General features: G+C 42.3%; 22 protein-coding genes and 1 riboswitch. Of the genes, 10 read left to right on the top strand and 12 right to left on the bottom strand.

The features are described 5' to 3' along the window. Positions 1 to 4 precede the first annotated feature (4 nt). From CALPO_RS0105780 to CALPO_RS0105795, 3 genes are all read right to left on the bottom strand, one after another. Positions 5 to 1,192: a pyridoxal phosphate-dependent aminotransferase gene (locus CALPO_RS0105780; RefSeq protein ID WP_026486484.1), complete on the bottom strand. Its 1,188-nt coding sequence runs from the start codon at positions 1,190 to 1,192 to the stop codon at positions 5 to 7. A gap of 598 nt (positions 1,193 to 1,790) precedes the next feature. Further along, positions 1,791 to 2,888 (bottom strand): RNA-guided endonuclease InsQ/TnpB family protein, encoded by a 1,098-nt coding sequence (locus tag CALPO_RS0105790; RefSeq protein ID WP_026486486.1) that lies wholly within the window; start codon positions 2,886 to 2,888, stop codon positions 1,791 to 1,793. A gap of 153 nt (positions 2,889 to 3,041) precedes the next feature. Next, positions 3,042 to 3,791 (bottom strand): SDR family NAD(P)-dependent oxidoreductase, encoded by a 750-nt coding sequence (locus CALPO_RS0105795; RefSeq protein WP_026486487.1) that lies wholly within the window; start codon positions 3,789 to 3,791, stop codon positions 3,042 to 3,044. 718 nt (positions 3,792 to 4,509) lie between these two features. On the opposite strand from CALPO_RS0105795, the gene CALPO_RS13370 reads away from it, so the two are divergent. From CALPO_RS13370 to CALPO_RS0105810, 3 genes are all read left to right on the top strand, one after another. After that, positions 4,510 to 5,049 carry an amidase domain-containing protein gene (locus tag CALPO_RS13370; RefSeq protein ID WP_051585854.1) on the top strand — a complete coding sequence of 180 codons (540 nt, stop codon included), beginning with the start codon at positions 4,510 to 4,512 and terminating at the stop codon, positions 5,047 to 5,049. 104 nt (positions 5,050 to 5,153) lie between these two features. Continuing rightward, complete coding sequence (locus CALPO_RS0105805) at positions 5,154 to 5,729, top strand: hypothetical protein (RefSeq protein ID WP_026486488.1); 576 nt, start codon at positions 5,154 to 5,156, stop codon at positions 5,727 to 5,729. 53 nt (positions 5,730 to 5,782) lie between these two features. After that, complete coding sequence (locus tag CALPO_RS0105810) at positions 5,783 to 6,145, top strand: hypothetical protein (protein ID WP_026486489.1); 363 nt, start codon at positions 5,783 to 5,785, stop codon at positions 6,143 to 6,145. A 65-nt stretch (positions 6,146 to 6,210) separates the two neighbouring features. On the opposite strand, the gene CALPO_RS0105815 is transcribed toward CALPO_RS0105810, so the two are convergent. From CALPO_RS0105815 to CALPO_RS0105825, 3 genes are read right to left on the bottom strand one after another with little or no spacing between them, the layout of a single operon-like run. Further along, positions 6,211 to 6,711 carry a nitroreductase family protein gene (locus CALPO_RS0105815; RefSeq protein ID WP_026486490.1) on the bottom strand — a complete coding sequence of 167 codons (501 nt, stop codon included), beginning with the start codon at positions 6,709 to 6,711 and terminating at the stop codon, positions 6,211 to 6,213. 49 nt (positions 6,712 to 6,760) lie between these two features. Then, positions 6,761 to 7,231: a tRNA (uridine(34)/cytosine(34)/5-carboxymethylaminomethyluridine(34)-2'-O)-methyltransferase TrmL gene (gene trmL / locus CALPO_RS0105820; protein ID WP_026486491.1), complete on the bottom strand. Its 471-nt coding sequence runs from the start codon at positions 7,229 to 7,231 to the stop codon at positions 6,761 to 6,763. Positions 7,232 to 7,242: 11 nt separating this feature from the next. Beyond that, a complete protein-coding gene (locus CALPO_RS0105825) occupies positions 7,243 to 7,812 on the bottom strand; it encodes a Uma2 family endonuclease (RefSeq protein WP_026486492.1) in 570 nt (189 codons plus the stop codon). Between the two features lie 153 nt (positions 7,813 to 7,965). Here CALPO_RS0105825 and CALPO_RS0105830 point away from each other — a divergent pair, with 153 nt between their 5' ends. The 6 genes from CALPO_RS0105830 to ptsP all read left to right on the top strand — a co-directional run bounded on the left by CALPO_RS0105830 (position 7,966) and on the right by ptsP (position 14,757). After that, positions 7,966 to 9,720, top strand: a complete 1,755-nt coding sequence (locus CALPO_RS0105830) for an ABC transporter ATP-binding protein (RefSeq protein ID WP_026486493.1) — start codon at positions 7,966 to 7,968, stop codon at positions 9,718 to 9,720. A gap of 66 nt (positions 9,721 to 9,786) precedes the next feature. Then, a complete protein-coding gene (locus tag CALPO_RS0105835; RefSeq protein ID WP_084295180.1) occupies positions 9,787 to 10,614 on the top strand; it encodes a BglG family transcription antiterminator in 828 nt (275 codons plus the stop codon). Between the two features lie 140 nt (positions 10,615 to 10,754). Further along, positions 10,755 to 12,227 (top strand): PTS transporter subunit EIIC, encoded by a 1,473-nt coding sequence (locus tag CALPO_RS0105840; protein ID WP_026486495.1) that lies wholly within the window; start codon positions 10,755 to 10,757, stop codon positions 12,225 to 12,227. 20 nt (positions 12,228 to 12,247) lie between these two features. Then, positions 12,248 to 12,748: a PTS sugar transporter subunit IIA gene (locus CALPO_RS14830; protein ID WP_026486496.1), complete on the top strand. Its 501-nt coding sequence runs from the start codon at positions 12,248 to 12,250 to the stop codon at positions 12,746 to 12,748. Between the two features lie 12 nt (positions 12,749 to 12,760). Beyond that, on the top strand, positions 12,761 to 13,021 hold the full coding sequence (locus tag CALPO_RS0105850) for an HPr family phosphocarrier protein (RefSeq protein WP_026486497.1): 261 nt from the start codon (positions 12,761 to 12,763) through the stop codon (positions 13,019 to 13,021). A gap of 14 nt (positions 13,022 to 13,035) precedes the next feature. Continuing rightward, positions 13,036 to 14,757, top strand: coding sequence for a phosphoenolpyruvate--protein phosphotransferase (gene ptsP, locus CALPO_RS0105855; RefSeq protein ID WP_026486498.1), 1,722 nt, complete (start codon positions 13,036 to 13,038; stop codon positions 14,755 to 14,757). A 23-nt stretch (positions 14,758 to 14,780) separates the two neighbouring features. Here ptsP and larE read toward each other — a convergent pair whose 3' ends face one another. From larE to CALPO_RS0105885, 6 genes are all read right to left on the bottom strand, one after another. After that, positions 14,781 to 15,605, bottom strand: coding sequence for an ATP-dependent sacrificial sulfur transferase LarE (larE, locus tag CALPO_RS0105860; RefSeq protein WP_026486499.1), 825 nt, complete (start codon positions 15,603 to 15,605; stop codon positions 14,781 to 14,783). A gap of 90 nt (positions 15,606 to 15,695) precedes the next feature. Beyond that, the gene (locus CALPO_RS0105865) at positions 15,696 to 17,081 is read right to left on the bottom strand and encodes a methanol--corrinoid methyltransferase (protein ID WP_026486500.1); all 1,386 of its coding nucleotides are present in this window, start codon (positions 17,079 to 17,081) and stop codon (positions 15,696 to 15,698) included. Positions 17,082 to 17,196: 115 nt separating this feature from the next. Then, a complete protein-coding gene (arsC, locus tag CALPO_RS0105870) occupies positions 17,197 to 17,625 on the bottom strand; it encodes an arsenate reductase (thioredoxin) (protein WP_026486501.1) in 429 nt (142 codons plus the stop codon). 1 nt (position 17,626) lies between these two features. After that, positions 17,627 to 18,700, bottom strand: coding sequence for an ACR3 family arsenite efflux transporter (gene arsB / locus CALPO_RS0105875; RefSeq protein ID WP_026486502.1), 1,074 nt, complete (start codon positions 18,698 to 18,700; stop codon positions 17,627 to 17,629). 14 nt (positions 18,701 to 18,714) lie between these two features. Then, complete coding sequence (locus CALPO_RS0105880; RefSeq protein WP_218915164.1) at positions 18,715 to 19,047, bottom strand: ArsR/SmtB family transcription factor; 333 nt, start codon at positions 19,045 to 19,047, stop codon at positions 18,715 to 18,717. 65 nt (positions 19,048 to 19,112) lie between these two features. Beyond that, a complete protein-coding gene (locus tag CALPO_RS0105885) occupies positions 19,113 to 19,928 on the bottom strand; it encodes a histidinol-phosphatase (protein WP_026486504.1) in 816 nt (271 codons plus the stop codon). A 156-nt stretch (positions 19,929 to 20,084) separates the two neighbouring features. Next, positions 20,085 to 20,228: riboswitch (cyclic di-AMP (ydaO/yuaA leader) on the top strand. A 5-nt stretch (positions 20,229 to 20,233) separates the two neighbouring features. On the opposite strand from CALPO_RS0105885, the gene CALPO_RS14620 reads away from it, so the two are divergent. Beyond that, positions 20,234 to 21,190, top strand: a complete 957-nt coding sequence (locus CALPO_RS14620) for a C40 family peptidase (protein ID WP_051585855.1) — start codon at positions 20,234 to 20,236, stop codon at positions 21,188 to 21,190. Positions 21,191 to 21,244: the final 54 nt, after the last annotated feature.

The raw sequence follows: 21,244 nt of genomic DNA on the forward strand, positions 1-21,244 counted from the left end.
CCCCCTATCCCTCAATGGTTTTTTTGATTCGCTTTAACCCCTCAACAATATTCTCCTTTGAAGTGGCATAGGAAAGCCTCAGGTATTCCTCCTTCTCCCCTACATTTTTGACTCCAAAAGACGTCCTCGGCAACACCGCCACATCGCCGTGGTACAATAGATACTGCTGCAAGGCTTTTGAATCCTTCAAACCCAGACTGCGACATGCCTCAGTTACATTGGGGAAGACGTAAAATGAACCGCGGGGTTTAAGGCACTTAATCCCTTTGATGTCGTTTAATCCCTCCACTATGAGGTCCCGTCTCTCTTTAAATTCCTTTACCATCCTGTCCACGACATCCTGTGGCCCGTTTAAGGCCTCTACCCCTGCGTACTGCACAAAAGTAGCTGTACAGGATTCGCAGTTGGTCTCAAGGCGCGCTATCTGTTGAGCAAGCGTCGGGTTCATGACCCCATAGCCCAGCCTCCAGCCTGTCATAGCATAGGTCTTGGAAAAGCCGTCTAACAAGACGGTGCGCTCTTTCATACCTGGAATAGACGCTATGCTGCAAAACTCGCCGTCGTATACGATCCTGCTGTAAACCTCATCAGACAATACCCATATATCGTTTTCTATGGCGATCTCGGCTATAGCCTCCAGGTCTTGTTTTGATAACATTCCCCCTGTGGGGTTTTGAGGTGAATTCAATATGATCAGTTTGGTTTTGTCTGTGATTAAAGACCTCAAATAATCTACATCCACGCTGAAATCTTTTTCTTCCAGAAGCGGTAGCGGAATAGGTTTTGCTCCCACAAAGCTTATAACCGATTCGTAGATGGGAAACCCCGGATTAGGGTATATGACCTCATCTCCCGGGTTAACCAAGGCGTGAATGGTGTAAAATATGATAGGCTTTGCCCCTGGCGTTATGACCACTTCCTCAGGAGACACGTCAATACCCCTGGTGCGGGAAATATAACCTGCTACAGCCTCTTTTAGCTCAGGTATACCGGCAGAAGGGCCGTAATGGGTCTTGTTTTCCATTATAGCCCTGATGCCCGCCTGCTTTATATTCTCAGGGGTGTCAAAATCCGGCTCCCCCAGTGCAAAGCTAATTATATGCCTTCCCGCCGCAGCCAATTTATTCACTTCTGCCAGGACCTCAAAAGCGTTTTCTGTTCCCAGCCGCCACAGGCGTTCTGCCATCAGCATTTAAAATCCCCCCTTGTTTATAATATAAATATACAACAATTCACACAAAATCACAACACCTCAAATAAATAAAAATCGAGGTGTTCATCACCTCGACAAAAGCAACTTATTTAATGAGCGATTTTAATGAATTTATAAGGGATCTAACTTCTTCAGCTTTTTTATCATCCATATATATCTCTGAACGCTTCTTTCTCTCTTCTGGTGCCAACGTTCCCATTTTTAAATAAATTTTATCCAATATGTCGAAATATCTGTCAATATACGGCGGTACGTTGTTTTTAAATATAGTCAATTTCATTTGGCCTATTTGAGCAATTACTTCATCAAATTATCCAATTCCATTATTGCGTTGTGGTATTGTACCCTGTCAACTTCATAAATATGTGAAGAATAACTGTAATTAAGAAAAAGTTCATATATCAAAGTTACGATAATCAGTATATGGGCATTTCTTTGTGAACCTACTCCATCCTATAGAGGATGGAGCTTCCTACTTCATTGACCGCTGCCTGCTGTTATTCACAGCAGGTCTTACACAATCTCCATAGGCGTAACTTCGGGAGGAACCTTCCCTACGAAAAATATCATCACGTTTTTATGCAGCTATCCCCAATTGTCTTAATCCTTCATGAAGTACATTTATCGCTGCATTTATATCTCTATCTATTTCTAACCCGCATTCACATCCGTGTACTCTTACTGATAAGTCTTTTTCTACTATTTTCCCGCATCTTGAGCATCTCTGCGATGTATACGCTGGATTTACTTTTATGAATATTTTTCCTTCTCTTTCCGCTTTATACTGTAAATACTTATCTAACATTCCCCATCCTACATTTGCTATTGATTTTGCAAGTTTATGATTTTTCATCATATTTTTCACTTGCAAATCCTCAACACATATGATGTCATTGTTTTTGACTATGTTATAGCTTATCTTGTGCAGATAGTCCCTTCTCTGATTTGCTACTTTTTCATGAAGCTTCGCTAACCTCTTCTTTTGCTTTTCTCTATTTTTGCTTCCTTTCTTTTTCCTTGACAGCTGCCTTTGCAGTCTTTTTAGTCTCTTTTCTGCTTTCTGCAGCCATCTCGGGTTTAAGTACAATTTTCCTTCTGATGTCGCAGCTATTGAGTTTATCCCTTTATCTATTCCTATAGCTTTTTTTCCTGTGGATACTTTCTCTTTTTCTTCTTCTATTTCGACTGACAAGTTTATATACCATTTCCCAGCATGGTATTTTATGTTTATTGTTTTTACCTTTTTCGGATCAAAGTCTCTGTGTGCTTTTATTTTTATATGCCCTATATTTTTTATATACACATATCCTTCTTTGCTGAAATTTCTTTTTGCTTCGCATTGAGGAAGTGTTATCGATGTGTAGTGATATTTGTCTTTGAATTTGGGATAATTTGCTCGTCCTTCAAAGAAGTTTTTATATGCTCTGTCCAACCTTCTCAATACATCCTGAAGTATTTGCGAATGTACTTCTTTGTATTCCGGATGTTCTTTCTTAAATTCTGGAAGCATGTTCTGCTGATCTGTGTATGTGAGTCCTTTGCCGTATTCTTTGTAATGTTTTATCTTCTGTTCCAGTGAATAGTTGTATAATTTGCGGCACAAATACAGTGTATAAAACAGTTTTTCTTCCTGCTCTTTTGTCGGCTCTATGAGAAAATGTTGACATATCATCATCTTTTCTCACCCTGGCTTTCTAATGATAAAATCCGCTATATTTATTATGACATATTATTCTATTGCATACAATAGAAATTCGTCTCCCACCTGTAGAGGATGGGAGACGAATTTCAAGTCTTTGTTAAAAAATCGCGTATTTTAATCACCTTTCTATGCCATGGTCCAGCCGCCATCTACCGGAAGGGCCACGCCTGTTATATATGAAGACATATCCGAAGCCAAAAAGAGGGCTGCATGGGCCACATCTACGGGCTGTGCGAACCTCTTTAATGGTATGGGTGCCAGGAACATCTCCCTTATTTCCTTATTTTCCAGCACCTCTCTGGTCATGCCTGTCTCTCCAGTGCCAGGGCATATGCAATTGGCTCTTATGTTGTCTTTGGCGTGATCTACAGCTATCGCTTTGGTCAACGACAGCACACCGCCTTTGGATGCTGCATACGCTACAGCATCAGGAAATCCTATTAAGCCTGCGGCCGATGCAGTGTTTATAATTACCCCACCGCCGTTTTTCTTCAAATACGGAATAGCATATTTGCACCCTAGGAATACTCCTTTGAGGTTGATATTGATCACCTTATCCCAATCTTCTGACGCCAACGCTTCTGCATTGCCCGGTATGTATATACCTGCATTGTTAAATATAATGTCCAGTTTACCAAAAGCCTTAATTGCTTCGTCTACAAACCTCTTGACATCCTCTTCCTTTGATACATCGGCTTTCACGAAGATAGCCTCTCCATTGCCAGCCTTTATATCATCGACGGTTTTTTGCCCGCTCTCGCTGTTGTAGTCTACTGCAACGATTTTTGCTCCTTCTCGAGCAAACAGCAGTGATGTCTCTCTGCCAAATCCGGAACCTGCGCCTGTTACTATGGCGACTTTGTCTTTTAAAAGCATATTAAAACCTCCTATCTGATTTAAATTTTGCCTTCATTTGCTATTATTATATCATGATTACAACTTATACCCAACGTAACTCAAAGAGGAAAAATAGTTGCTTCAAACCTTGTTAATACCTCCATTGAAATAGTATGGATTTTTTTGTATAATGTGGATAAAGATTGGAGGTGATAAAATAAAAACAGGAAATATACAAATATTTAAATTATGCACCTTTTATTCGTCGCTTGTGTAATCTATCACTGTTCCCGTTCAAAAATATTATAGCGATACTGTTACTGATATTACATCGATTAGTTTATCAAACTGCCATCAACTACCCTCTACCAGTTTGGAATACATTAACTTCTTTCCAAGATACTCTCATGCAGTATTAAAGTATTGTCATACAGTATTGAATGCTACAGTAAATGAGTAAAAAATTATATATTTAAAGGAATTTAGATTAATGATTTTGATCAGTATATTGTTAAGAATGACTCACTTCGTAGGTAGACAAAAGACATTTTTGGGCTGATTTCACATCGTATACGTTGTAAAAAATTAATAGATAAAATACTGTTTCTTCTTATTTCACTAACGCATTTATACATAGTAATGGGAACAAGTTCGTATTACCGATTTGACAAAGGTTTAATGAAAGCACAAGCAGTAATATTTTACCATGATTTTTTCATCTACAATAATAAATTTTTATGATTGGGGGAAAATGTATATGTTAAAATTAAAATTGTTTTTATCATTTCTGCTCTTGTTTATATTTTGTTTAAATTTTAATACGTATGCATCTGTTTTTGATAGATCCGCTGCTATTTCTTATGCTGAAAAATATGTCTACTCATATAATCCAAATTACCCTTCATTTAGTAGTGATTGTGCAAATTACGTATCGCAATGTTTACATGCTGGTGGTATTCCAATGTCAACGAAGCTTAATAATGAATGGTACTGTATGTATATAGGTGGCTCACAAATATGGAATTATTCGCATAGTTGGACGGTTGCTGAAGATCTTTATAACTGGTTAGAAAATAGCAATATAGGAAGTTGGATAGATGTATATGATTATGACATATATACAGCTTCAATACCAGAGCCTACAGATTCAAATTATAAATTATGGCCAGCGGATGTAATATTCTATGACTGGGATAGTAACGGCATAATTAATCATTCAAGTATTGTTGTTGGTTCTGGAACAGATAGATCCCGATTCAGGCAAAACTGGAATATTAGTAAATCAACATACATCTGATCGCAAACATGCTATTTGGACATTAAGACCATATAATTCTAGGTGGCCTACTACAACTATTTATGCCGAAAGAATTAATTATTAAAAAAGGGGGACGGATCAAGATGACAAAAATAAGAAAAACACTTTTATTTTTAATTTTAATAACTATAATAATATCAGCAACTGCCATATATGTTAATAAAGCATCTGCAAACACTGCTGATAATATAACACAAATTGAAAAAGCTAAAATTGAAAAAACTATACGATTAAGTATCGATTTGGAACAAAAAGGATTTGTCGTACATCAAAAAAATACATCAAATAATTTGTTTACTCTAGACGAAAAAAACAATGTCAAAAAAGAAATCTTGGAGAAATGTAAAAATGTCTTTAGTAATAAGAAACAACTATTATCAAAAAGGCTAGGTCAATTATCAGGAATAGTCGATATGCAAAATGATAAGTTTATAGTATTAGACGGAGGAGCAAGATGGGTAAAAATTAATGATATAACCATTAATGGTGATAATGCTACAGTAATAGCAGAAGTAAGATTTTGGTCAAAGTTTATAGAAGATGGCAAAGTATATACGCCAGAAAATACAATGAAATTAACATATATATTAAATAAAGAAGGAGACTTATGGAAGATCGTAGAATATGATGGCGATTTTTTACCTGATGATGAACCATGATAAGAATTGCAAAAGTTATTGAAAAAACAATTATTATGAATAGAGGGCTCAAAATGGTTAAAAAGGAAAATTTAATTGTTTTTATTGTAGTTTTAATATTGATATCCTTTCTGCTGTTTACCTTTTTCTACCCAGGAATTAACGCAGTAGCAAAAAAGGTATCCATAATTTATGGCGAGCGCAATCCGCAAATCGTAAGAATAATAAAAACAACCGATGACGCTACCAGAATGCCTATGTATATAGTCACATTGAAGGGAAACTTTTGTAAAGGCAACGTAAAAGCACCCAACCTTATATTCTCAATGACAGCATTTGGATTAAAAAAACAGGTCTGGAGTATAAGGTTATATAATGCCCAAAGCAAAAACAATATAATAGAAGAAAATAAGAATTTATATTTTAATCCATTTTAAAAGGCTGTAAGGGGTTTTAGTTTAATCAATAAACCCCTTACAGCCTTTTAATACCATACCGGAAATCAGTACCTCTCCCAGTGGATGACCTCGTCAAGGGACCTCTTCTGCGGCATACGAGGTTCTGCAGCAGGATAGCCCATGGGGATTATGGATATCATCCTGAGATTTTCAGGTATCCCCAGGTATTTGTTTATGGCCTGCTCATAAGTCCTATCGTAGCCTGCCACCCAGCACGTCCCTATACCGTACGCCTTTGCGGCTATTATTATATTTTCCGTGGCCGCCGCTCCATCTTCCAGGTGGTGGTTGTTGTCTTTCTCGCAGTACACTATTATACAGGCAGCAGCGTCCTTTATGAACTTGCCGTAAGTGGCTTGCTCAGATATATACCTTAAGGCATCCTTATCAGTAATGACCACGAAATGCCACGGTTGACCGTTTCTCCCCGATGGGGCCAGCCTGCCGCAGTCTACTATATCCTCCAACACCTCTTTGGGTATTGGCTTATCTATAAAAGCCCTTACGCTCCTCCTGGTCTTCAAAAGCTCAATAAATTCTTTCATAAATATCACCTCCTAGAATATTATATCACCGTTACATTTTATATCCAAATCAGCACAAGCTGGGAAAACCCAGCTGCCTTAAAGCCTCGTACACGATGATAGCTACAGAATTAGATAGGTTTAAGGACCTATCCGGTATTTTTTCGCTCATGGGTATCCTTATAGCGTCTTGCTCACGCTGCTGTATAAGCCACCGAGGCAATCCTGCCGATTCCTTGCCAAACAGGATAAATGAATCCTCCTCATATCGAACATCTGTATAATACTTTTTCCCTTTGGTTGTTGCAAGATACAGCTTTTTATCTCCGTACTGCTCTAAAAATTTATCAAGGCTGTCGTGAACGGTAAGGTCCAGGTACGGCCAGTAATCCAGTCCCGCCCTTTTTATGCGCTTCTCGTCCAGTATAAAACCAAAGGGCCTAACCAGGTGCAGCCTGCTGCCCGTAAGCACACACGTCCTGGCTATATTCCCTGTATTTTGGGGTATCTCGGGCTCTACCAAAACTACGTTTAGCGGCATGTCCTTCACCTCTAATACAAAAATACGCTTTTTAAATCGATTTCCAGATCCTCAAATATACTTACTTTTATCTTATCTTCTTCTGAGTAGGTGTGGGGCCGCCCATACCTGCCATCTTCCAGAAGAAAAACCATTACTACTCTTTGGTCGGGTTCTACAATCCAGTACTCTTTAACCCCGGCAGCTTCATACATATTGAATTTCTGGATCTTATCCTTTCTGGCAGTAGCAGGAGAAGTAATTTCTATGATTAACGTAGGAACACCATAAAAGCCTGTACCTTTCAACCTTTTTTTATCGCATATCACAACGATATCTGGTTGCACCACATTTTTAGTATCTTCATCTTTCTCGCCTTCACAAGGGATTCGCAAATCAAAAGGGGCAGCAAAAACCTCACAAGGCTTATCCTTAAGATAGCTTCCAAACTGGACCATCAGCTCCCTGGATACCGCCTGATGCTGCCACGAAGGCGCTGCCAGCATATACGGAACACCGTCTATAATCTCCCATCTTTCATCCTCAGGCCATGTTAGATAATCTGCGTAAGTGTATTTTTTCTTTAAATCGGGTATAGGCATACAAAATCACTCCTGCATTTATTATACAAAATGTGAGCTCAATATAAAAGCGCCTATAAGATTTAAAAATCCCCCCTTGTATAAGAAGCGTTTTTCGCATAATATATTTATATATCAAAAACTTTTGGCGATAAAAATAAGGGGTGTAAACGCATGGAGTATTTAATCAGGCTGACCAGGTACGCCAGGCCTTTCTGGAAATACCTCTTAATTGCGGCTATAAGCACGATATCCATTACAGGTCTAAACCTTCTGGGGCCTTGGCTTATCAGAAACCTCATAGGGGTTTTAACCAATGTAAAGCAGTACCCCCATCCCAGGGCGTACATAATAAATCTTTCTATTATCCTCGTCCTCTCCTACGTGGCCAGGACGGTTTTCCAGTTCCTGAGCAGCTACCTTTCCCATTACGCCGCGTGGAACCTGGTAGCCCACATGAGGATACTGGTATACGACAAATTGCAGCAATTATCCCTGAGGTACTACCACGACAAGCAGACAGGCCAGCTTATGTCAAGGGTTACTAATGACACAGCCACCTTTGAAACCCTCATAGCCCATGCGCTGCCAGATCTGTTTACCAATGCCTTAATACTATTAGGGGTGGCTATTATACTGTTCATCATAAACCCCACTCTGGCGTTTCTGTCTCTGATACCTATACCTTTTCTGATATACAGTGGTACTGTGTTCACAAAGCACATCCTGCCCAGTTTCAGGTACGCCCAGAGAGCACTGGCGGACTTAAACGCTGACCTGCAAGACAATATATCGGGGATACGGGAGATCCAGGCCTTTAACCAGCAGCAAAGGGAAATGGAGAAAATAACAAATAGCGCATACAGGCACGCCTCAGCGCTTATAGGCGCTCTCAAGTTAAGCGCTATTTTTCACCCCACTGTAAACTTTTTCAGCTCTATAGGAACGGTCATCGTGGTCGCTTTAGGCGGCGTGATGGTATTAGACGGCCGTCTGCCTGTTGAAGACATAGTAGGGTTCATTCTGTACCTGAGCATGTTCTACCAGCCCATAACAGCGCTGGGCCAGGTATTGGAAAACCTGCAGCAGGCGCTGGCTGGTGCAGAAAGGGTTTTTGAAATCTTGGATACCCAGCCGGACGTCAAAGAAAAAGCACACCCTGTGGTGCTCAAGGACGTAAAGGGCAAAATAACCTTTGAAAAGGTCAATTTTTCATACAACCCGGGAGTTCCTGTGCTGAAGGATATATCCTTTACTGTACAGCCAGGGCAGATGGTGGCTTTTGTAGGACCTACAGGGGTAGGCAAGACCACCATCATGAGCCTTATAAACCGGTTTTACGATGTGGACTCGGGAACCATTAAAATCGACGATGTAGATATAAGGGACGTATCCTTAAGGTCATTAAGGGACAACATAAGTATGGTTCTGCAAGACGTTTTTCTTTTTAATGGCACCATCGCCGATAACATAGCCTACGGCAGCGAAAACGCCACCATGGAAGACATAATAAATGCCGCTAAAATAGCTTGTGCCCATGATTTCATCACAAAACTTCCCGATGGGTATAACACGTATATAGGCGAAAGGGGCATAAAGCTCTCAGGGGGTCAGAAACAGAGGCTGTCCATAGCGCGGGCTGTGTTGAAGAACTCTCCTATATTAATCCTCGATGAAGCCACATCATCGGTAGATACCGAAACCGAAAGGGAGATACAAAACGCCATAAACAATCTAGCGGGAAGCAGGACCATACTCATAATAGCCCACCGCCTGTCCACTGTGAAAAAAGCTGACAACATCATCGTTCTTCACGATGGCGAAATCGTCGAGATGGGAAATCACCAGGAGCTTTTAAAGCGCAAAGGGCTTTACTATTACCTGTGTTCCATGCAATTTATGCACCATAATGACACAAAATTGGCGTAAAATTTTGTTGAAAATTGTATTGAATAATAAAATCAAATGATATAAAATAAGAATGGTGTAATATCTATGGGTAAATTGTATGAGATATTAAAACCCCTGAGCAACAACGTGGTCGTCGCTGAAAAAGGCGACGATATCTATGTGCTTTTAGGCAAAGGAATAGGTTTCGGCAAAAAAAAGGGTGACGTGATAACCGAAGAAAAAAAGATTGAAGAAAGGTACATCAAGATTGACCCTCTGGAAAAAAACAACTACAGAAAAGTGCTGCAGGATATAAAAGAGGAAGTATTGGCGGTTTCCGAAGAGATCATAGCCATGGCAGAAAGCGTATTGGGTGAGAGCCTCAATTCCCATATCCACGTGGGTTTGGCCGATCACATAGATTTTGCTATAAAGCGCGTAAATGAAGGCATTGAAATCGTCAACCCGTTCATGTACGAGATCCAGGTCATGTACCCTAAAGAATACCAGATCGCTCAAAGGGGTTTATCGCTGATAAAGGAAAGGCTGAATGTAGAGTTACCCGAAAGCGAAATAGGGTTTATAGCCCTTCACATACACTCAGCAAGGGTCAATCAAGATGTATCCGAAAGCCTTAAGCGCACCAGATTGATAAAAGACATCACCGATAAAATACGGGAACTGTTGCACGTAGACATGGACAAAAAGTCGATGGAGATGTCAAGGCTGATATCTCACCTCAGGTACTCCATAGACCGAATAGAAGCCGGCAAGCCTTTGGAAAACGTGCTGCTGCCATCGGTAAAGCGACAATTAAAGAGAGAATTCAAAATAGCGCAGCGCATATGCGAATACATCTCTGAAAAGTTGGGCAAAGAGGTCCCCGAAGAGGAAGTGGGTTATCTGGCACTCCACATACGCAGGCTTATATAAGAATAAGAGCATAAGGCGTGTTACTGATTCGATCAGGCATGAGCCTTATTGAATGTCTTTGTGACATTTAATAGGTTCATGCCTTTTATTTTTGAAATTTTAACACACACTATTTTATAATTAAGGAGGTTGAAACACACATGTCAAGAAAAAATCTCTTTAAGACATTGCAGAGGATAGGAAAAGCCATCATGACTCCTGTTTCCGTTCTGCCAGCAGCGGGTATACTGGTGGCACTGGGCAGGTGGCTCATGCAAAACCATGGACTTTTAAACGCTATAGGCCAGGTCATGAACAATGGTGGCCTCGCGGTATTCGCAAACCTCTCGCTGATATTCGCCATCGGCGTAGCCATAGGGTTTACAGGCAACATCGGCGTCGCCGCATTGGCTTCAGCGGTAGGCTATGAAGTAATGGTAAACGTGCTGGACGTCATGGGTAAATTGCTAAACATCAAAGCAAAGGGCATACCAAATATAGACACAGGTGTATTTGGCGGCATAATAATCGGGCTACTCGCCGCAAAGATGTACGACAGGTTCCACGATACAAAGCTGCCTCCATACCTTGGATTTTTCGCCGGAAAAAGGCTTGTGCCCATCGTAACAGCAGCGGCTTCGCTGATAATAGGAGTGGCATTCGCCCTTATATGGCCGCCCATACAGATAGGCATAAATAAATTCGCGTCCTTTGCCACCACATCACCTATTGGATCAGCTATTTACGCTGCAGGGAAAAGGGCTTTGATCCCCGTAGGGTTGCACCATGTCTTCTATCCGCCCTTCCTGTACCAGTTCGGCAGCTTTAAAGACCCTGCTACAGGAGAAATACTCAGAGGCGAAACCGCCAGGTATTTCGCAGGAGACAGGACCGCAGGGTACTTCATGGCCAGCGAGTTTCCCATCATGCTCTTTGGCCTTCCTGCAGCTACCTTGGCGATGTACCTGGCTGCCCCAAAACAGAGGCGTAAGAGCATAGCAGGCGTCATGCTTACGGCAGCGATAACATCTATATTGACAGGCATTACAGAACCCATAGAATTTTCCTTTATATTTGTGGCACCGCTGCTGTACTTCTTCCACGTAGGCGCTGCATTTGTATCAGGTCTGCTGACAAAAGCACTAAATATAAGGCTCGGGTACACATTTTCAGCCAGCTTGATAGACTACGTACTGGGCATATCCAACGCCCAAAACGGCTGGAAGCTGTTTTTGATTGCAGGGCCTATAATGGCAGCCCTGTACTTCGCGGTGTTCTATTTCTCGATAAAGGCCTTTGATTTCAAAACCCCTGGCCGCGATATAGAGGAAGACGAGGAAGATAAAGGCGAAAGTGGAGCTACAGCTTCAACAGAGAACAACAGGTATGCAGATAAAGACACAAAAGCTGCAAAAATACTGGCTGCTCTGGGCGGAAAAGAGAACATCGATGCCATCGACGCCTGCATAACACGATTAAGGCTTACAGTAAATGATGTATCCAAAGTAGATAAAGCAGCTCTAAAACAGTTAGGTGTTGCGGGAATACTGGACGCTGGGGGCGGTAACCTGCAGGTGGTAGTTGGTACCGAAGCGGAAATGCTAAAAGATGAAATAGTAAAACTCATGAAGTAAGTTGGGAAAGGAGTATGTTTATGTTCAGGCTGTTCAAAAAAGATAAAAAAGATCAGAAAAAACCTGAAAAAGTCATAATAAAATCACCTGTAAATGGCAGGTGCTTTAGCGTAAAAGAAGTGCCCGATGAAGCTTTTTCTACTCTAATGATGGGAGACGGTATAGGGTTTGAATCCAGCGATGGAATATTGTACGCACCGGTAAGTGGGGAAATCCTGCAGGTTTTCCCCACCAAACACGCTGCTGTAATAAGGACCCATGAAGGTCTGGAAATACTTCTCCACGTAGGCGTAGAAACAGTATCGATGAAAGGAGAAGGCTTTGAAGCTTTCGTCAAAAAGGGCGACAAGGTCTCGCCAGGAGATAAGCTTATAGCCTACGATATCCAGTTGATCAGGCAAAAAGCCAAATCCGACTTAAGCCCCATGATAATAACCAATATGGACATGGTGGATTCTATTGATTTCCATTACGGAGAAGTAACCACCGACTCTGTAGTCATGGAAATCACTTTAAAATAAGGAGGAATAGAAGTGGTTGAAAAAAAAGCTATTGTGCGCAGTGAAAACGGCATACACGCCAGGCCTGCCATGAAAATCAACAAAGTAGCTTTGCTGTACAAATCAAACATCATAATCATAAAAGACGGCAATGAATACAACGCCCGCAGCATTGTAAGCTTGATGACGATGGCTGCAGAAAAAGGCGACGAGTTAATCGTGCGCACCGAAGGCGCCGACGAGGAAGAAGCTGCCACAGCCATCGTACAAGCCCTGGAAAACATTGAAGGTTAAGCAGGAGGATTTTTATGTTAAAGGGTATAGCCGCATCAGGCGGAATAGCAATAGGTAAAGCTTTTATATACCAGAAAAGCGAAGCCAAAGTGCAAAGGCGCACCGTTCAAAACATAGCCGCAGAGCAAAAGCGACTGGACGATGCCATCGACGCCGCAAAAAGACAGTTAAAGGCCATATACGAAAAAGTAAAATCCGAATTAGGCGAGGATAAAGCTGAGATATTTGAAACCCATATGTTCATCCTTGACGATCCTGAACTCATAGGCGGCACAAAGGAAAAAATGCAAAAAGAAAATGTAAACGCCGAATACGCTTTAATGTCCACCGCAGAAAAACTGGCGGAGATATTTAAGCATATGGGCAACCAATACATGGCAGAGCGGGCTACAGATATACTGGATGCCAGCAAAAGGGTAATAAACATCCTCGAAGGCAACAGCAATCTATCTCTAAGCGATATAGAAAACCCGTGCATAATAGTCGCCCGGGATTTGGCTCCTTCAGATACCGCCAAGCTAGACAGAGAAAAGATATCAGGTATAGTGACAGAAACAGGGGGGCGCACATCCCATTCCGCTATAATAGCCAGATCGCTGGGAATCCCAGCGGTATTGGGAATTGATAATGCTACGTCCTATATAAAAAGCGGAGACCTCTTAATAGTAGACGGATACAAAGGGACCGTGCATATAAACCCTGATGAAAACCTGTTAAAAACCTATGAAGCGGAGCGTAAAAAAGACATAGAAGATAAAAGGCTTCTTCTGCGCTACAAAGACGTAGAGTCGATAACAGCTGACGGCAAAAAAGTGGAAATCAATGCCAATGTGGGCGGTATCGAGGATGTAGAGGAGATTCTGAAATTTGGCCCTGACGGAATCGGCCTTTACAGGACAGAATTTCTATACATGGCTAAAGACGAGCTGCCTTCTGAAGAAGAGCAATTGGCTGCGTACAAGTCTATCGTGGAAAAGATGAAGGGCAAACCGGTGATCATAAGGACGTTGGACATAGGAGGCGATAAAGACCTTCCAGCTCTGGGCATAACAAAAGAACTCAACCCCTTTATGGGATACAGGGCTATAAGGTTGTGCCTTGACAGAAAAGATGTATTCAAGACCCAGCTCAGGGCTTTACTCCGGGCCTCAGCCTACGGCAATCTGAAAATAATGTTTCCCATGATCGCAAACGTCCAGGAGGTCATAAGAGCAAAAGAGATACTAGAAGAATGCAAAGTCGAACTTGCGCGCCAAGGGATAGAATTTAACAAAAACTTAAAAATAGGCATAATGATTGAAGTGCCTTCCGCTGCTCTTATATCAGATATCCTAGCAAAAGAAGTAGACTTTTTCAGCATAGGAACCAACGATCTAATGCAATACACCTTAGCTGTTGACAGGATGAACCAGAAGGTATCGTATTTATACGATTTCTTTGATCCTGCCGTTTTGCGCCTCATCAAGATGACCATAGACAGCGCCCACAAGGCTAATAAAACCGTAGGCATGTGCGGGGAAATGGCAGGTTTTGTCCCTCTAATACCCGTTCTGCTGGGAATGGGCCTGGACGAATTCAGTATGAGTCCTTCTTCTATCATAAGCGTCAGAAAGCTGATAACAGGTCTGAAATACAGCGATTGTAAATTACTAGCAGATAAAATACTGAGCATGGGCAGCTCCGATGAGATTAAAAAACATCTCAAAGCGTTTAAAACGTCAAATTATAAAATTTAAAAAAAGCTCGTACCGCACAGCGGTTATCGAGCTTTTTCTTTTAACACCTCATTCATGCTCCCTGTCCTGTACCCTTCCATATCCAGAGCCACATAAGTAAAACCAATATCCTTTAACTTGGCTGCTATATCTCTCATCAGGTTTTTATCCAAAATCTTATCGTATTCTTTTTCCCCGACCTCAATCCTGGCGATATCCCCATGGTGCCTCACCCTTACTTGCCTGAATCCCAATTCTAAAAGGAAATTCTCTGCTCTTTCTACCATAGACAGCTTTTCGCGGGTTATCTCCTGTCCATAGGGTATACGGGAAGACAGACATGCAAAAGACGGCTTATCCCACGTGGGAAGGCCTATATCCCTGGACACAGCCCTTATATCCTCTTTAGTAAGTTTGGCGTACTTGAGAGGGCTAACTACCTTGAGCTCCTGCGCTGCTTTCAAGCCTGGTCTGTAGTCATTTAAATCGTCAAAGTTAGAGCCATCTGCCACATGCTCTATGCCGTTTTGCTTTGCCACTTCCCATATCTTTTCAAAGAGCTCTCTTTTACAGTAATAGCACCTGTCCACAGGATTTCTGGAAAAGCCATCGATATCCAGCTCTTCTGAGGTGATAACCACATGCTTTGCCCCTATATCCTTAATGTACTCCAGCGCCTCATTAAACTCCCTCTCAGGGTATGTAGAAGAACGAGCTGTAACAGCCAAAACCCTGTCACCTAACACATCATAGGCTACTTTTACCAAAAACGTGCTGTCCACGCCGCCAGAATAAGCTACTGCCAAACTCCCCAGCTCTTTTAAGTACGACTTTAAAACTTCCAGCTTATGCTGCAATATATCATTCAATTTATTTCCCCCTTATCCCCATAAACTACAACTATTACTACTAGTTTAGTATAAATTATATATACCCCATTGTCAATGGCATAAAAAACCTCATCTTATGCCGTATTCCTCCACAGCCACTTTGGAACAATCTATATCGTCTTTCAACTGGTACCACAGCTCTTGCTCGTCATCAGGGGTATCTTCTAGCTGCGCCTCCATTATGTCAAGCCACTTTAACTCCCTCTCAGGCAGATCAACCTCTTTGTCATTAGCTGCTCTCCTAAGCTCCTCTATAGCGGCCTGAGCGCCTACTTTGGCCCTCTTCAGGTCGCCCTGTGCCCTGACGATCTTATCGCTGATCCTCAAGACCACATCAGGCCTTAACACATATGCCTGGGGATCCAGATAACTATCGGAGTCCGCCAGCCAATCCCTCAGCTTTAGCGCGCCTTCCTTTCCCGATGCATATGCCCTATTCATAAGCCTGCAATCGTATATGAGCTGTTCCATGGAAACCGTTGGAGCCATATCGCTTAACAGCTTTACGTTCTGTATGGACTCGTTGCTCCACAGATCCGCGACAGCTGCTGCCACATTCCCCACAGGGCTCAAATGCGCCCCTGCGCTGGACTTGCCTTCCATGGATATGGGCATACCCGTTATGGCTTTAATATAAGGGCCTTCATATGCGCAGTCCTTGCTGGGCCCTACAGCTCCCATCTCATAAGCCACCAGCGAACGACCTACCGTCACGACTCTCACCACCGCTGCAAACACCCGCGGTATAAAGCCCTGATCAGCTAGTACCATGGCCGTGTTGGCAAAACCACAAGCGCTATCTCCCGCTGGTACGGTACCTGTCTCCTCGGCAATAGCCACTATCCTCCCCCACAGGTACTCCATATCCTTTGAGCCCAGCACCCCCAATGAAAACAACACCTTTTTTAGATCGGCGTTTAACAGCGCATCGTCATTCACCTCTTTGCCACCTGTAGATTCAATAGCTAGAAAATCAGCCCCTGCCCTGGCACATCCTTCAAAGGTCTTATACATGTTTTCCACATACGTTCCTGAGCGCATCTTTGGCGGCCTTACCATATCCCTGGTGTCATTGGGCGTTATCCGCAAGAGGCTCTTTAAACCCCGCTTCTGCTCGTAGTCGTACATCCTGTCCCTGATTATTTTGCATACCTCTATACCCCATTCAGGTACCGCAGTCATATCAGGCAACAGCTCTAATTCCACTACCACGCCGGGAGCGTGCAATTCTACAGCACGCTTTAATACCCCTTGGATCATCTCCTCATATTGTCTCTTCACCTCGGGCATCGTGTCTTTGTTGATGTTCATGGAAGGCAACGTAAAGTTGATCTCAGGATAAACCACACCCCCGCCTATGACCATGCCGTTTTTCATCTTCAATGGCCTCACAGCACTGCCGTAAACAAAATCATCTACCGATGAGTAACTGAGCTCGGTAAATCTCTTCCTCATATTCCCATCCCCCGTAAACATTTTTGTAATAAAATTGTATCACATCCTTTAAAAACGCTCTTTAAATATACTGCGTTTTTTTTTCAAAAATCTCATTTGCAATAAAAAAGAGAGGTTAACCCTCTCTTATGCAGTCCAACAGCTCCTTTACCCTGCGCTCTATCTCATCCCGCACCTTCCTGAACGCATCCATAATCTCCTCATCTGTACCCGTAGTTTTTGCCGGATCTTCCAACCCCCAATGCATGCTCTTGACAGATGGCGGCAACACCGGACATTTGTCTCTGGCATCTCCACAAAGGGTTACAACATAGTCTGACTTAAAGAGCAGCGATTCGTCTATGAGTTTTGACTTGTGGCTGGATATGTCAATGCCCTTTTCAGCCATGACCTCAATAGCCTTGGGGTTAACCCCATGGGCTTCTACCCCTCCGCTTATCACATCTACCACGTCACTGCCGTAATGCCGTGCAAAGCCTTCAGCCATCTGGCTTCTGCAGGAATTGCCTGTGCATATAAAGTATACGATTTTTTTCTGGCTCATTTCAAAACCTCCCTGCTGAACTGTGCTTTTTTACAAAAAACCTGTTGCGCAATTTCCATGCTACATTTACCAGCGCTATCATCACAGGTACCTCTATAAGCGGCCCCACTACTGCCGCAAAGGCCTGCCCTGAGTTGAGCCCAAATACAGCTACTGCCACCGCAATAGCCAGTTCAAAGTTGTTGCTGGCAGCAGTAAATGACAGGGTCACCGTCTGCTCATAACTAAATCCCTGTTTATAAGATAGCCAGAAGCTAATAAAAAACATGAGCACAAAATACAGCAACAGTGGCACGGCGATTCTCACCACATCCAACGGCAAATTTACTATATAGTGGCCTTTAAGCGAGAACATGACCACAATAGTAAACAAAAGGCCTATTAGTGCCGTCGGCGAAATCTTCTTGACAAATACGCCGTCATACCATTCCTTGCCCCTCGCCTTTATAAGGCTAAAACGCGTGGTTATACCTGCTGCAAAAGGAATGCCCAGGTAAATAAGCACACTGGACGCCACTTCCGATATGGTGACGTGAATCGTTTTTTTCACAAATTCTAATCCAAGCCATCCTGGCAACAGATTTACAAAAATGTAAATGTATACTGAATAAAAGAAGATCTGAAATAGCGAGTTTAAAGCCACCAGTGCTGTAGCGTATTCGCTGTCACCATCAGCTAGCGAATTCCATACGATAACCATGGCTATACACCGGGCAAGACCTATTATGATAAGCCCTACCGTATATTCAGGTTTATCCCGCAAAAACAGCACCGCCAGCGCGAACATAAGCATAGGACCTATAATCCAGTTTTGTAAAAGCGACATCAAGAGAACGCGCCGTGACTTAAAAACCCTTCCCATCTCTTCATATTTTACCCGTGCCAGTGGCGGATACATCATCCAGATCAGACCTATAGCTATAGGCAAAGATACTGCCTTTATTTGATATTTATTCAATACATCCGCAAGGCCAGGAACAGCGAATCCAAGGCCTACGCCAACCACCATGGCCAGAAATATCCACAGGGTAAGGTATTTATCCAGTATACTTAAACTCTTTGATTTATTCTCCAAAACCCCCTCACCTCCTAACAGCTGCTCTTTTTGTATTCTCCTACTACATATATTTGATCCTTTACAAGATCATGCAGTTGATCCAGGACCTGCTGATTTAAAATGTAATGAGACCATTTGCCATTTTTTTTGCATATCACAAAACCGGCATCCTCTAGTATTTTCATATGATGAGATACCGTAGGCTGACTTAAACCTAAATTTTCTGTTATATCACATACGCACATTTCGCCCGAATATAGCATTTTAAGGATTTTAAGCCTGTTTTCATCAGCCAGCGCTTTAAATTTATTCGCCAGTTCTTTTATATTACCACCACCTATATAGATACATTTAAATTTATCTATATATTATATAAAAAAATAAAAGCTGTCAAGCTAAAAACGAGCAATCGAACAATTGCCTGATATAACTACATTTCCTCAATACGGCGAGATAGCTTTTCAAATTTGCAAAGAGACGTGTAGCCGCATTTTTTGATATAATCTATGCCTTTATCAAACATATAGCCTACGTGTTCAGGATAGTGGGCATCTGAGTTTAAAATAACAGGAACGCCGTATTTTGAAAGTATCTCCAGAAATACCTGCGACGGGTACATCTCACCTACAGGCTTTCTAAGCCCTGCCGTGCTCACCTCTACACACTGCCCATTTTCAGCTATGACCTTTGCAGCGTCTTCGTAGAGTTCTGTTATATCCTCCCAAGGCTTGTACCCAAAAACCTTAATGACATCAGGATGCCCGAGAAAGCTGAATATCCTGCTCTTAGCAGCTTGTTTTAATATCTCAAAATATCTCTTATAGGCATCATAAACGTCTTTATCCTCCCAATCTCTTGGGTCCAGGTCGATTCCCCAATCCCCCAACCAATGAATAGAGCCAATGACGTAATCAAAAGGATACTGCTTAACAAATTGCCTGATTTCTTCCTCTTTCTCCGGTATATAATCCAGCTCAATGCCTAATTTTACCGAAAATCCTCGATGTTTAGCCTTTTCAATGAGGCCTATATACTCTTCTATATCCTCTCCGCCGTGCTTCTCAACCCAGCTGCCTCTATAGCCATCAGTGCATATAAGGTGATACGCCTGTTTAAACCTGTACCCGTGCTCTGAAAACCCTATTTCTGCCACATTCCTGCTTTGACCATGCCGGACAAATTCGCTTAGCCATTCTATAGTATAAGGCCCGTTTTCAAGGTGTACATGGTAATCCCAATAATGCATTTACATTCCTCCAATTCAGCTTTTTTATTCTTAAATTATATCATATTCAGACATCTTCCCACCGTATTTTGTAACATTAATTTAACATAAAAATCCCCCTGAAAATTTGACTTTTTAAATACATTTGTAATATAATTTTAATATACTTAATAATTAATTAATAAATAGCCTAATCCATATTCTATATGGAGCGGGGGATAAACCTTGGGGTGAATCCACTTCGCAAAAATTTCGAAGTGGTAGGGTTTGCTCTTTACCGAACCCGTCAACTAACCTCGCAGGCTAAAAGAGAAAGGATGGTTACATTGAACACAAGAAAAATCGTGGCATCTGCGCTGATCGCCTACACGCTGATGCAAACACCTTCTGCTTTTGCCGCCAGCCTTCTGCGCTACGGTAGCAGTGGACAAGCTGTGGTAACCTTACAAAAAGAGCTGAAAAGCCTAGGATACTTCAACAGCAGTATTGACGGCATATTCGGTCCCCTCACTTTAAACGCTGTAAAAAGATTTCAAAGCAGCAACGGCCTTACCGCTGACGGCATCGTAGGCCCTGCTACATACCAGCGCATTCAACTGCTGCTAAACGGCAGAAACGCCCTGGCATCCAGAGGGAGTATAAACAGGACATCGCCTGGGGTAACCTTATCCACTACAACTCTTAAAATAGGCTCGAGAGGCGATGCCGTAAAGAACCTGCAACAAAGTCTCAGCAGATTGGGCTATAGCACAGGGGGAATAGACGGCATATTTGGGCCAGCCACAGAAAAGGCCGTAAGGGCCTTTCAGGCTAGACATAATTTAACTGTAGACGGCATTGCTGGACCCCAAACCATCAGCGCTATAAATAAAGCCTTATCCAATTCAGCTTTATCGTCCAGGGGCTCCTACGAAAGGCCTACATCAAACACCAGCGTGGTGGACATAGCCAAGCAGTACCTGGGCACCCCGTATGTGTACGGAGGCACATCTCCAGCAGGGTTTGATTGCTCAGGCTTTGTACAATACGTATTTAAACAGGCTGGCATATCCATAGAGAGGACAGCTAGTGCCCAATACTCTGGGGGTACATATGTGAGCAGCAATGATTTGATGCCAGGTGACATAGTGTTTTTCTCTACATCCGGAGGTAATCCTACTCACGAAGGCATTTACATCGGAAACAACCAGCTTATACATATGAGCAGCTCCAAACAAAAGGCGGTAATATCTGACTTCAGCGGCTGGTTCAGACAATACTATATAGGCGCTAGGAGGTATTAACTAAAACAAAGGCTATCGGGATGTATCCCGATAGCCTTTTATGCCCCATGAGCT

The sequence above is a fragment of the Caldanaerobius polysaccharolyticus DSM 13641 genome, from assembly GCF_000427425.1.
GTDB lineage: Bacteria > Bacillota > Thermoanaerobacteria > Thermoanaerobacterales > Caldanaerobiaceae > Caldanaerobius > Caldanaerobius polysaccharolyticus.

Excerpts from the sequence above, each read along its gene's own strand:
- CALPO_RS0105780 (WP_026486484.1), bottom strand. The coding sequence starts at position 1,192 with ATGCTGATGGCAGAACGCCTGTGGCGGCTGGGAACAGAAAACGCTTTT.
- CALPO_RS0105790 (WP_026486486.1), bottom strand. The coding sequence starts at position 2,888 with ATGATGATATGTCAACATTTTCTCATAGAGCCGACAAAAGAGCAGGAA.
- CALPO_RS0105795 (WP_026486487.1), bottom strand. The coding sequence starts at position 3,791 with ATGCTTTTAAAAGACAAAGTCGCCATAGTAACAGGCGCAGGTTCCGGA.
- CALPO_RS13370 (WP_051585854.1), top strand. The coding sequence starts at position 4,510 with ATGTTAAAATTAAAATTGTTTTTATCATTTCTGCTCTTGTTTATATTT.
- CALPO_RS0105805 (WP_026486488.1), top strand. The coding sequence starts at position 5,154 with ATGACAAAAATAAGAAAAACACTTTTATTTTTAATTTTAATAACTATA.
- CALPO_RS0105810 (WP_026486489.1), top strand. The coding sequence starts at position 5,783 with ATGGTTAAAAAGGAAAATTTAATTGTTTTTATTGTAGTTTTAATATTG.
- CALPO_RS0105815 (WP_026486490.1), bottom strand. The coding sequence starts at position 6,711 with ATGAAAGAATTTATTGAGCTTTTGAAGACCAGGAGGAGCGTAAGGGCT.
- trmL (WP_026486491.1), bottom strand. The coding sequence starts at position 7,231 with ATGCCGCTAAACGTAGTTTTGGTAGAGCCCGAGATACCCCAAAATACA.
- CALPO_RS0105825 (WP_026486492.1), bottom strand. The coding sequence starts at position 7,812 with ATGCCTATACCCGATTTAAAGAAAAAATACACTTACGCAGATTATCTA.
- CALPO_RS0105830 (WP_026486493.1), top strand. The coding sequence starts at position 7,966 with ATGGAGTATTTAATCAGGCTGACCAGGTACGCCAGGCCTTTCTGGAAA.
- CALPO_RS0105835 (WP_084295180.1), top strand. The coding sequence starts at position 9,787 with ATGGGTAAATTGTATGAGATATTAAAACCCCTGAGCAACAACGTGGTC.
- CALPO_RS0105840 (WP_026486495.1), top strand. The coding sequence starts at position 10,755 with ATGTCAAGAAAAAATCTCTTTAAGACATTGCAGAGGATAGGAAAAGCC.
- CALPO_RS14830 (WP_026486496.1), top strand. The coding sequence starts at position 12,248 with ATGTTCAGGCTGTTCAAAAAAGATAAAAAAGATCAGAAAAAACCTGAA.
- ptsP (WP_026486498.1), top strand. The coding sequence starts at position 13,036 with ATGTTAAAGGGTATAGCCGCATCAGGCGGAATAGCAATAGGTAAAGCT.
- CALPO_RS0105865 (WP_026486500.1), bottom strand. The coding sequence starts at position 17,081 with ATGAGGAAGAGATTTACCGAGCTCAGTTACTCATCGGTAGATGATTTT.
- arsC (WP_026486501.1), bottom strand. The coding sequence starts at position 17,625 with ATGAGCCAGAAAAAAATCGTATACTTTATATGCACAGGCAATTCCTGC.
- CALPO_RS0105885 (WP_026486504.1), bottom strand. The coding sequence starts at position 19,928 with ATGCATTATTGGGATTACCATGTACACCTTGAAAACGGGCCTTATACT.